The sequence below is a fragment of the Bacteroidota bacterium genome, assembly GCA_038746285.1.
In the GTDB taxonomy this organism is placed as follows: Bacteria; Bacteroidota; Rhodothermia; order Rhodothermales; family JANQRZ01; genus JANQRZ01.
In genome coordinates this window covers 60,688-72,135 of record JBCDKT010000016.1, presented here as the reverse complement: position 1 = coordinate 72,135, position 11,448 = coordinate 60,688, and the positions used below count along the sequence as shown (strand labels likewise).

8 protein-coding genes are annotated in these 11,448 nt (G+C 70.3%); 5 read left to right on the top strand and 3 right to left on the bottom strand.

Annotation, left to right across the window (positions count from 1 at the left end; genetic code table 11):
* Positions 1–347: 347 nt before the first annotated feature.
* On the bottom strand, positions 348–1,505 hold the full coding sequence (locus AAGI91_07325) for a zinc-ribbon domain-containing protein (protein MEM1042426.1): 1,158 nt from the start codon (positions 1,503–1,505) through the stop codon (positions 348–350).
* 125 nt (positions 1,506–1,630) lie between these two features.
* Positions 1,631–1,936 (bottom strand): HU family DNA-binding protein, encoded by a 306-nt coding sequence (locus AAGI91_07320; GenBank protein MEM1042425.1) that lies wholly within the window; start codon positions 1,934–1,936, stop codon positions 1,631–1,633.
* A gap of 222 nt (positions 1,937–2,158) precedes the next feature.
* Between AAGI91_07320 and AAGI91_07315 the strand changes: the two genes are divergently transcribed.
* The 5 genes from AAGI91_07315 to AAGI91_07295 all read left to right on the top strand — a co-directional run bounded on the left by AAGI91_07315 (position 2,159) and on the right by AAGI91_07295 (position 9,979).
* Entirely contained in the window at positions 2,159–5,449 is a 3,291-nt protein-coding gene (locus tag AAGI91_07315) for a M1 family metallopeptidase (GenBank protein ID MEM1042424.1), read from the top strand.
* A 30-nt stretch (positions 5,450–5,479) separates the two neighbouring features.
* Positions 5,480–6,013: a hypothetical protein gene (locus AAGI91_07310; protein MEM1042423.1), complete on the top strand. Its 534-nt coding sequence runs from the start codon at positions 5,480–5,482 to the stop codon at positions 6,011–6,013.
* A gap of 197 nt (positions 6,014–6,210) precedes the next feature.
* Positions 6,211–6,948, top strand: a complete 738-nt coding sequence (locus tag AAGI91_07305; protein ID MEM1042422.1) for a glycogen/starch synthase — start codon at positions 6,211–6,213, stop codon at positions 6,946–6,948.
* A 123-nt stretch (positions 6,949–7,071) separates the two neighbouring features.
* A complete protein-coding gene (sucB, locus tag AAGI91_07300; protein MEM1042421.1) occupies positions 7,072–8,883 on the top strand; it encodes a 2-oxoglutarate dehydrogenase, E2 component, dihydrolipoamide succinyltransferase in 1,812 nt (603 codons plus the stop codon).
* Positions 8,884–9,031: 148 nt separating this feature from the next.
* Positions 9,032–9,979, top strand: coding sequence for a tyrosine-type recombinase/integrase (locus AAGI91_07295; protein MEM1042420.1), 948 nt, complete (start codon positions 9,032–9,034; stop codon positions 9,977–9,979).
* 54 nt (positions 9,980–10,033) lie between these two features.
* On the opposite strand, the gene purD is transcribed toward AAGI91_07295, so the two are convergent.
* Positions 10,034–11,356 (bottom strand): phosphoribosylamine--glycine ligase, encoded by a 1,323-nt coding sequence (gene purD / locus AAGI91_07290; protein MEM1042419.1) that lies wholly within the window; start codon positions 11,354–11,356, stop codon positions 10,034–10,036.
* Between the last annotated feature and the right edge of the window lie 92 nt (positions 11,357–11,448).

Here is an 11,448-nt window from a genome sequence, read left to right as displayed (position 1 = left end):
TAGTGTCTCACCTATACGAGGTCGTCCCCGCGCAGGCGGGGACCCATGCACCCCCCTGTGTGAAGCGCCGCCGCCTGATGGATGCCCGCCTGCGCGGGCATGACATGAGAGTGAGGCAACAATCCTCAGAGGTGGTATAAGCCAAGTTGTGCCGTGCCTGCGACCTTGTGCCTGTTGACCGCAGACAGAGCCTGCCCCGGACACCGATCCCGGGGGACGGCAGACCGCCGTGGGTGCTAGAATCTGCGGTCCGCCGTCTGCGGTCGGTCGTCTCCGTCCTGCAGCGCTCCTATCGCACAACTTGAGTTATCTAGCTGCGCCGTGGGTGATGCTCCACCCCTCGAAGGTCACCCGTTCGCCGTGCCGGAGGCGGCGGCCTGGAGGCGGGCCAGTTCCTGCTCGGCGCGCTCCCGGACGGGATCGCCCGCCTCGGTCAGCGTGAGGACCTTCTCGAACCGTTCCTGCGCCTGGTCCGTCCGGCTGATCTGCGCGAGCATCAGCCCGAAGTTGAAGTTGGCCCGGACGTGCTCGGGGTCCTCGCCGAGCACCTCCTTGACCGTCTCGACGGCCTGCATCGGGTTGAGCCCGTCGTTGAGGTAGGCCGTCGCGAGGTCCGTCCGCACGTCGAGGTCGGTGTCGTCGAGGGCGACGGATCGCTCGTAGTTCTCGGCGGCGCGCTGGGCGTAGAAGGTCCGGGTCTCGCCCTGGGTGCGCAGCATGTGGGCGAGGTAGAGCGAGCCCGCGTCGGCCCAGGCGAGGGCGGTCTGCCGCACCTCGGCGACCTCCTGCTGGATCGGTGCGGCGAGGGCGAAGGCCCCGCTCCGGGCGTAGAGCCCGGCGAGGTCTTCCTGCTTCGCCAGGCGCTCGTCGCCGGTCGCGGCTGCGATCTCGTCTTCGAGCGCTGCGGCCCGCGCCTCGACCTCGGCCGGAAGCTCGGGGGCCGCCTCCGCCGGGGGCGGCGCTGCCGCGCCTGCCGGGGCCGTGCCGGTCGCAGCGGCAGGCGTCGCCGCCGGGGGGTCGGTGCTGGCCTGGGTGATGAAGAAGAGCACGACCACGGCCAGCAGCGCCACGCCGACCAGCGCAAGCGCGCGCTTCCCCGCGTCCGACGAGGGACGCCCCACCGAGGCAGGGGCCGGAGGCGGCATGGGAGGCGGCACCGCAGGTCTCGACTCGGCGACAGGCACGATGGGCACCGGCGCGGTGGGGGGCGCGGGGTTCGCTGCCGTCACGAGCGCTTGCCCGCACTGGTAGCAGAAGCGCGCATGCGCCGGGTTCTTCGTCCCGCAGCTCGTGCAGAACGGCCCGGCTTCGACCGCTACTTCGGCCACAGGCTCCGGTGCGGGCTCCGGCAGGGCCGGGCCGGGTGCGCTCGCCTCGGGCTCCGGCTCGAGCGTCGCCTCGTCCTCCGTCACCACCTCCTCGCCGACCATGTGGCCGCAGAGGTCGCAGCGGCTCGCGTCGGGCGCGAGGCGAGCACCGCAGGCAGAGCAGACGGGAGAGGGCATCGTGTTCGAGCTGCCGGGGCCGTGAGACGAGCGCTTCTGCTTCGCGCCACCGGAGGATAGAGAGTGGAAGATAGAGGATCGACGAGGCCTGCTGTCTCCCACCCTCCATTCTCCATCTTCAATCCTCACCCGCTTCGGCGCTCGGCGGCGAGGTGGGCCTCGTTCACGGTGCGGCGAAACTCCTGCGAGGCCTTGAAGACCGGCACGAAGTGGCGCGGCACGGCCACCGACGCGCCGGTCTGCGGGTTGCGGGCGGTGCGGGCCGCGCGTTCCTTGACCCGGAACGAGCCGAACCCGCGCAGTTCTACCGCACCGTCGGCTTCGAGGGTTTCGCGGACGGTGAGGAGGAAACCGTCGATGACGGCCTCGGTTTCGAGTTTCGTGAGGCCGGTTCCGTCGGCGATGCGGTCCACGAGGTCGGCTTTGGTCATAGTTCCACGGATCAGTAGCTGCGAAATACGTTCCTAATACGTTCCTAGGTCTCTCCGTCTTATGCCGGCCAAGATAGCGACGGGGTCTGGCGGCGTAGCGCGAGAGGCCGAGCGCTGCAGGCCGTGCTGTGCCTCCGTACCCACACATACGAGATGCTGACCGCATTGCGCTCACGAGGCTCCGCGCCTACCTTCGGCCTACTCCTGACCGCACCCCATCCGATGCGCCCTGCCCTCCTCCTCGCCGTCCTCCTCTTCGTCCCCACCGCACACGCCCAGCAGGCCGCGCCGTGGCAGCAGGCCGTCGCCTACGAGATGGACATCCACCTCCAGGCCGACCGCCACCGCGTCCTCGGCGAGCAGCGCCTGGTCTACACCAACAACGCGCCCGACACGCTCCGCCAGGTCTACTACCACCTCTACTTCAACGCCTTCCACCCGGGCTCGATGATGGCCGAGCGCAACCGCGCCCTCCCCGACCCCGACCGCCGCGTCGTGCCGCGCATCTTCAACCTCGGGCCGGAGGAGGTCGGGTGGCACCGGGTCCGCTCGCTCACCCAGGACGGCGCGCCGGTCGCGTTCCGGGTCGAGGACACGGTGCTGGAGGTGGACCTCGCCCGGCCGATCCTGCCGGGGGGGTCGGCGGTCTTCGAGATGGAGTTCGAGTCCCAGGTGCCGCTCCAGACGCGGCGCTCGGGGCGCGACAGCCGCGAGGGAATCGACTACTCGATGACGCAGTGGTACCCGAAGATGGCGGCCTACGACGCCGTCGGCTGGCACGCCGACCCCTACATCGGGCGCGAGTTCTACGCGCCGTTCGGGACGTTCGACGTCCGCCTCACGCTGCCGGCGGACTACGTCGTCGGGGCGACGGGCGTGCTCCAGAACCCCGAGGCCGTCGGGCACGGGTACGACCAGCCGCCCGGCCTCGGCCCCGTCGCGCCGGGTCCAGCGTCAGCGGCCGACTCGCTGACGTGGCACTTCCGCGCCGAGCAGGTCCACGACTTCGCCTGGGCCGCCGACCCGGACTACCTCCACGAGACGCTGTCGGTGACCGATGTGCCGGGCCGCACCGAGCCGGTCACGCTCCACCTCCTCTACCAGCCCGATGTAGCCGAGAACTGGGCGCAGCTCGGGGCGCGGACGGCGGAGCTGACGCGCTACTTCAGCGCCCGCTTCGGGACCTACCCGTGGCCGCAGTTCACCGTCGTCCAGGGCGGCGACGGCGGGATGGAGTACCCGATGGCGACGCTCATCACCGGGCGGCGCTCGCCCCTCTCGGCGCTCGGCGTGACGACGCACGAGTTCGCCCACATGTGGTTCTACGGGGTCGTCGCGACCAACGAAACCGACTTCGCGTGGATGGACGAGGGCTTCACGAGCTTCGCCACCACCGAGGGCGTGCGCCACGTCCTCGCCACCGAGGGCCTCGCCCCGCCTGGCCCGCCGAGCCACGCTGGGGCGCGGGCGCGCATCGCGCAGCTTCAGCGGCTCGGGCTCTACGAGCGGCCCAACACGCCCTCCGACTGGTTCGAGACCAACACCGCCTACGGCGCGGCGTCGTACTCGGCCGGCCGCGTCCTCGCCGACCTCCTCGGCTACGTCGCGGGCGACGCCGTCCGGGACGAGATCCTCCGGGAGTACGTCCGCCGCTTCTCCTTCCGGCACCCCTACCCGGCCGACGTGCTCGCCGTCGCCCAAGACGTAAGCGGGCTCCAGCTCGACTGGCTCTTCGAGCAACTCCTCGACGGCGGCGTGCGCTACGACTACGCTGCTGCCGGCCTCGACGTGGAGCGGGCGAACGGGCAGGCCCGCTCGGCGGTCACGCTGGAGCGGCGCGAGCCGGGCGTCCTCCCGGTCGACCTCCGCCTCCGCTTCGCCGACGGCTCGGAGCGCATGGTGACGGTTCCGCCGACGGTGATGCGCGGGCAGAAGGCCGTCCCCGAGGGCTGGACCGTCGCCGCGCCGTGGCCGTGGACGAGCGAGACCTACACCCTCACCGTGGAGGGCGACGTGCGCGAGGTGCTGCTCGACCCCGAGCGGCGGATGCTCGACCTCGACGAGTCGAACCACCGGCTCCGCCGCTTCGGGTCCGACCGGCTGCGGCGCTTCGCTGGCCTCTACGCCCAGCCGACGCCCACGGCGAACGCGACGACCTACGCGCTGTCCTCGATCACTGCCTATTCGCACGACTACGGTGTCGGCGTCGGCGCGCAGCTTCGGACCGCGCTGCCGAATGGCCGGGGCACGCTCCAGCTCGGCCTCACGCTCTGGCCGCAGGTGATCGCGGATGAAAACCAGGGCTTCGACCTCGAAGGCGTCTTCCCCGACGTCCTCCCGAGCGGTGACCCGTTTCCCGTTTCGCTCGCCTCCTCCGGCGACGCTTTCGAGAGCTCGCCGCTCGACGGGATCGACTACACGGCGGTCTACACGCGGCAGCTCTTCGGCCTCGGTCCGCTCGACGACGTGCGCTTCGAGGCGCAGAAGCACCTCGGCATTCTGGAGAACCGTGTCTCGCTCACGAAGGTGCTCGGGCGCTACCCGACGCTGCGCCGGTGGGACCATAGCCTCACCTTCACCCTCGGCCACCAGCACCGCGTCACCGGCCGTGCCTTCGAGGACTTCGACGCGTTCCCGACGCGCCTCGACACCCGCAGCGGCCTCACCTTTCCCGATGCATTCGGCCTCGACACCGGCTTCGGCGAGGACCACCTCGTCTCGGCCCGGCTGGACTACCGGATCGGCGACGCCCGGGGCGAGGTGACCGTGACCGGCGAGATCGGCGGGGCGATGGGAATCTACGAGGACAGCGCTCCCGCCTTTGCTGTAGGCTCAGAGTTCAATGCCAACCGGCTCTGGATGACGGCGACGAAGGCGACCGACCTCGGACCGTTCGAGGGCGTGGCGCGGCTCGCGCTCGGGATCGGGTCGGACCGGTTGAGCCCGCAGAAACGGTTCCGGCTGGGCGCGTCGTCGGTCGAGACGGCGTGGCGGAGCGATGCCTACCGCGTGCTGGCCGCCGTGCCGGACGACCCGCAGCGCGACGGGCAGTTCTTCGCGCTCTCCGGCATCGGGCCCGTAGCCTACCTCGTGCGCGAGCCGTCCCTGACGGCGGACGGCATTCGCCTGCCGAGGTCGAACCAGCCCACGAGCGGGACGAGTCTCATTGCCGGGAGCCTCGCGCTCCGGCTCGGCCCCGCGCGTCTGCTAGGCCTGAGCCGCTCGGCCGAGGCGGTGCTCGCGCCTCTTCGCCTGGAAGTCTTCAGCGGCTTCGGCGGGGTAACTTCAGACTTCGCGGCCGACGCCGGGCTCGGGGTCCGGTACGACCTCGGGGCGCTGGCCCCGCTCGCCCGGGCATCCCGCCTCGCCGGACTTGTTGCGCAGTCGGACGTGCTGCGCGGCCTGCACCTCGTCGCCAAGTTTCCGGTGTGGGCGAGCGAGCCGGATCGGATCGGGCCCGACGAGGAGGCGTTTGGCTTCCGCTGGCTCGTCGGCATCGAAGCTGGATTGTGACAGGCCAAACCACACCGTATCTTTGCCGTTATGAAACGACTGCTTTTCCTCCCCCTGCTCGCGCTCGCCTTTGCGGCCTGCGACTCCGGCGAAGACGGCCCGCCCACCCAGCAGGATCCCGGCAGTTTCTCTGCCACCGTTGCCTCGTCGGCGGGAGACAGCACGGCGTTCTCCGGCCTTGCCCTTGCCAGCTTTAACGAGAGCGCGACCTTTCGCGGCATCACCCTGGCGGAGACGGGCGCGAATGAGACAGACATTCTCCGCTCCATGCTCTTCTCCCTCACGGCCCCCTTTACGCTGGCTCCAGGTACCTACGGGATTGGCGACGTGTCGGGCGACAGCGCATCGTTTGCCGTACTCTATTCCGACTTCCGCACATTCCCCAACGTAGGTTTCTTCGCACAGTCCGGGACGCTGACGCTGGAGACCATCACGGAGGAGACTATGGCCGGACGCTTCGCCTTCGAGGGCGTCGGCCGGTCTCCAGACCTCGGTAGCCTAAGCGTAGATTACACTGCACGCGGGACGTTCGAGGCGCCCGTCACGCGGCCGCCGGAGGATTGACGAGGCATCCTCGCTCGGCCGGTTCGGCCCCGGCGATGCCTGCCGCTGCGGTGACATGGGGATGAGGGACACTCTGCGGTTTGCCTGAGGGGATCGCTTTTTCGTACCTTTGGTGCTGTTTTGGTACCCTTTCCTCCGGCTGCGGTGCGCGTGCCCGACGCCCCGCCGGACCGACCTCTTCCGAACCGAGCGCGCGCATGAAAGTCTTGTTCGTAGCAGGCGAGGTGGCCCCGTTCTCCGCCTCCACCCAAGCCGCCCACCTCGCCCGCGACCTGCCCGAACACCTCCAGGAGCACGCCGGCATCGAGACCCGGATCATCATGCCGCGCTACGGGACCGTGTCGGAGCGGCGCAACCGGCTCCACGAGGTCATCCGCCTCTCCGGCAGCGACATCTCGGTCGGCGAGACCACGGAGACGCTCAAGGTCAAGGTGGCCTCGATCCCCGGCATCCGGCTCCAGGTCTACTTCATGGACAACGTCCACTACTTCAAGCGCAAGGGCATCTTCCGGGACCGCAAGACGGAGGCGCTGTTCGAGGACAACGCCGAGCGCGCCCTCTACTTCGGCCGCGCCGCGCTCACGACGGTCGAGAACCTCGGCTGGGCACCGGACGTGGTCCACGCTGTCGGCTGGATCGCTGGCTACGTGCCCGCGCTGCTCAGCGGCGAGTTCGCCGGGCGCGACCTGTTCGGCGGGGTGAAGACGGTCTACACCCCTGACGACGCCGGCGTGGACGTGCGCCTGACGGCCGACCAAGCCGCCGCCTACGGCCTTCACGCCGACGCGGCCGACCGCGAAGTGCGCGAGGTCGGGGCTGCCACGGCCGACGCCGTAGCCTCGGGCGAGCCCGGCACCGGCGGGCCGACGCTCGACGGCGAGCCGCACGAGATCGCCGAGCGCGCCGCCGCGTTCTACCGCGACCTCGTCGCCTGAGCCTCGCCGCTAGGAACGCTCCACCGGCGCGGCGGTACGCTGTAGGCTGCCCGGTGGCCTCAGACCCCGGACGTATATTCCGCGCTCTCTCGTTCCCCCGCCCCACCCAGCTCCCGAACTCTCATGGCTAAGGTCGACGTCGTCATGCCCAAGATGGGCGAAAGCGTGATGGAAGGCACCGTGCTCACCTGGTCGAAGGCCGTCGGCGACGAGGTCGAGCTCGACGAGACCCTCCTCGAAATCTCGACCGACAAGGTCGACTCCGAGGTGCCGTCGCCTGCCAAAGGCCGGCTCGCCGAGATCCTCGTGCCCGAGGGCGAGACGGTCGAGGTCGGAGCCAAGATCGCCGTGATCGAGACCGACGTAAACGCCGAGATCGGCGGCGACGGGGCCAGCGGTGCACCGGACAGCGCGCCCGCCGAGACCGGCGAGGCCGAAGCCGTCGTCACCGAGGAGGCCACAGACGCCGCGCCGAATGTCGAGCCGGTCGAGGCCGCTGCGGCGGCGCCCGTCACCGGGGGCGAGCAGGTGGAGGTGGTGATGCCCAAGATGGGCGAGAGCGTCATGGAAGGCACCGTGCTCGCGTGGGCCAAAGCCGTCGGCGACGAGGTCGAACTCGACGAGACCCTCCTCGAGATCTCGACCGACAAGGTCGACTCCGAGGTGCCGTCCCCGGCGAAGGGCATCCTCGCCGAGATCCTCGTGCCCGAGGGCGAGACGGTCGAGGTCGGGGCCAAGATTGCCCTCATCGCCACGGGCGAAGGCGCGAGCGTAGGCTCCGCTCCCGCACCGGCCGCCCCGAAGCCGGACGCCGCCCCGACCGGCGGCGACGGCGCGGCTCCGAGCCCGCCCGAGAAGAGCTACGGCATGGCCGGGCAGGCGGTCGCCGGCGACGGTGCTCCGCTCGCGGCTCCCGCCGCAGCCCAAGTCACCGCCAGTGGCCCGCTCCAGCGGCGCGGCTCCGACGGCCGGTTCTACTCGCCGCTCGTCCGCTCGATCGCCGGGGCCGAGGGCGTCTCGCAGCAAGAACTCGAGTCCATCGCCGGCAGCGGGGCCGAGGGCCGCGTCACCAAGAAAGACATCCTCGGCTACATCGAGACGCGCCAGGCGCAGCCCGCCGCCCCGCAGCAGGCACCGCCCCAGCCGACGCCGCAACCCGCCGCCCAGCCTGCCGTCGCCCCGTCGGCCCCGGCTCCGCAGCAGCCGATGACCCAGCCCGGCGACCGGGTCGAGATCATCGAGATGGACCGGATGCGGCAGATGATCTCCGAGCACATGCGGCGCTCGGTCGACACGAGCGCGCACGTCACGAGCTTCAACGAGGTCGACGTCACGCGGCTCGTCGAGGCCCGCGAGCGGCACAAGGCGGCGTTCCAGCAGCGCGAAGGGGTCAAGCTGACCTACACGCCGTTCTTCGTCCGCGCCGCCGTCGAGGCGCTCAAGACGCACCCCCTCCTGAACGCCTCGGTCGAGGGCAAACGGGTCGTGGTCAAGAAGGACTACCACGTCGGCATCGCCGTCGCGATCGGCACGAAGGGCCTCCTCGTCCCGGTCGTCCGCGACGCGGGACAGAAGAACCTCACCGGCCTGACGCACGCCGTCGCCGACCTGGCCGAGCGCGCGCGCTCGAAGCAGCTCATGCCGGACGAGCTCCAGGGCGGGACGTTCACCGTCACAAACGTCGGCAGCCTCGGCTCGCTCATGGGGACCCCGATCATCAACCAGCCGCAGGTCGCCATCCTCTCGCCGGGGATGATTCGCAAGCGGCCCGTCGTGGTCGAGCACCCGGACCTCGGCGACATCATCGCGGTCCGGCAGATGATGTACGTCTCGCTGAGCTACGACCACCGCGTCATCGACGGCGCGATGGGCGCGTCCTACCTCCACGCCTTCAAGGAGGCCCTGGAAGGCATCGACCCGGACGAGGCGATCTAGGAGCGGAAGAGCGGACGTAGGGAAGAGCGGAAGAGGGGCGCAGCGGTGACCCTCGAACCCTTCCGCTCTTCCACCCCTCCGCTCTTTCTCTCTTGCATACCGGAGCACAACGGGCTAGATTGCGGTACCCAATAGCCGTTATCCTCCCATGCCCGACGCCCCCGGCCTCACCCTCTCGCTCACCGAACTCGACGCCCGCCTCGACGGGTTCGTGACGGAGTATCTCAAGGAGAAGAGCCCGGAGACGGCGGGGACGTACCGCCGCTCGCTCAACGAGTTCGAGCGCTGGTTCGCCACCGAGCGCCACGCCGCGAAGGGGTCTCCTTCGAGGGGCTTCCGCTTCCGCACCGAGGACGTGGAGCGCTACAAGGCCTACCTGATGGAGGACCGCGGCCTCAGCCAGGTCTCGGTCTCGACCTACCTCACCGCGCTCCGCCGGTTCTGCCAGTACCTCGTCGACATCGGCCTGCTGGAGGAGAACCCGGCGCGGGCCGTGAAGGGCAACCGCCGCCCGAGCGAGCACAGCCGCAAGGTTTTTACCGAGCGCGAGATCGAGCAGCTCCTCGGCGGCCTCCGCACGAGCGCCCCCATCGAGAAGCGCGACCGGGCGATCGTCTACCTCATGCTCTACGCGGGCCTGAGCGAGATCGAGATCGTCCGCGCCGACCTCCGGGACCTGGAGCAGACGCTGCTCGGGTGGTACCTCCGCGTGCAGGGCAAGGGCCGGACGGTCAAGGACCAGCAGGTGCCGGTCGACCCGCCGGTGATGGACGCGATCCGGCTCTACCTCGACGCGCGCGGGCCCGTCCGCCCCGAGGACCCGCTGTTCGTCTCGCACGGGCACCGCTCCGACGGCGAGCGCCTCAACACGCGGAGCATCCGCAGCCGCATCAACGGCCTCCTCAAGGCGACGGGCCTCAAGCGCCCCGGCGTGACGCCGCACTCGCTCACCCACACCGCCGCCCTCATCTGGCTCAACGACGGGATGAGCCTCGACGAGGTCCGCCAGCGCATGCGCCACGGCACGCTCGACACGACGATGATCTACTTCAAGAAGCAGGGCCTCCTCAAGCGGAGCATCGAAGAGCGCGCTTAGGAGCGGAAGAGCGGAGGAAAGGAAGAACGGAAGATTTTAGGGTACATCGCCCGGTCAATCTTCCCCGCTTCCGCTCGTCCCCGCTTCCGCTCTTAAAAGTCCCTTCTGCCCGATGTCGCGGCGGACCTGCATGCCGTCGAACGAGACCGCGTCAACGCCGGCGTAGGCACGGTCGAGGGCAGCCTGTAAACCGGAGCCGAAGCCGGTGACGCCGAGGACGCGGCCGCCGGCGGTGACGGTCGCGCCATTCTGCTCGGCGGTGCCTGCGTGAAAGACGGTCACGTCGTCCGGCACGTCGCCGAGGCCGTGGACCGGGACGCCCTTCGTGGACGAGGCCGGGTAGCCCGCCGAGGCGAGGACGACACACGCGGCGGCGCTGTCGCGGAGCGCTACGCTAACCTCGCCCACCCGGCGGTGCGCGACGGCTTCGAACAGGTCGACCGCATCGGCGTCGAGCAGCGGGAGGACGACTTGGGCCTCGGGATCGCCGAAGCGGCAGTTGTACTCGACCACGCGCGGCGCACCTGCTTCGTTACGGGTCTCGACTCCTATCATCAGCCCGACGTAGAGGACGCCCCGGTACGGCGTGCCCTCCGATGCCATTCCCGCGATCGTCGGGCGGACGATCCGCTCCTCGACGGCGGCGAGCACTTCGGGCGTCACGACCGGCGCGGGCGCGTAGGCTCCCATCCCACCCGTGTTGGGGCCGGTGTCGCCCTCGCCGATCCGCTTGTGGTCCTGCGCCGGCGCGAGGAGGACGTAGTCGGTGCCGTCGGTGAGGGCGAAGACGCTGGCCTCCTCGCCGCGCATGAAGTCCTCGACGACGACCGTCGCCCCGGCCTCGCCGTAGGCCGCATCGCGCAGCATCTCGCGGAGCGAAGCGCGGGCCGCCTCAGCGTCGGGGCAGATATGGACGCCCTTGCCCGCGGCAAGGCCGTCGGCCTTCAGCACGACCGGGAAGGTCCCGGCTTCGACGTACGCCACCGCCTCGTCGAACTGCGCGGCCTCGAACGTGCGCGAGGCGGCGGTCGGGATATCGTGGCGGGCCATGAACGCCTTGGCGAACTGCTTGCTGCCCTCGAGCTGCGCCGCCGCCGCGGTCGGCCCGACGACGGCGAGACCGGCGGCCTCGAACCGGTCCACGATCCCGGCCACGAGCGGGGCCTCCGGCCCGACAATCGTCAGGTCGACAGCGTGCTCTTCGGCAAAGGCGAGGAGGCCGTCGAGGTCGCTCGCAGCGAGGGGGACGCTCTCGGCGAGCGCGGCGGTGCCGGGGTTGCCGGGGGCGCAGAAGAGCGTGGGGCGGCGGGTGCTTTGGGCGAGGGCGTGGCAGAGCGCGTGCTCGCGGCCCCCGCCGCCGACGACGAGGATGTTCATGGGCAGGCGGGCGATGGAGGGGCTGGAAGATAGCAGGCGCGCCCGACGGGGGTCCACAAATAGCCTAGCCCGACTTGATATTGCCGCCTATA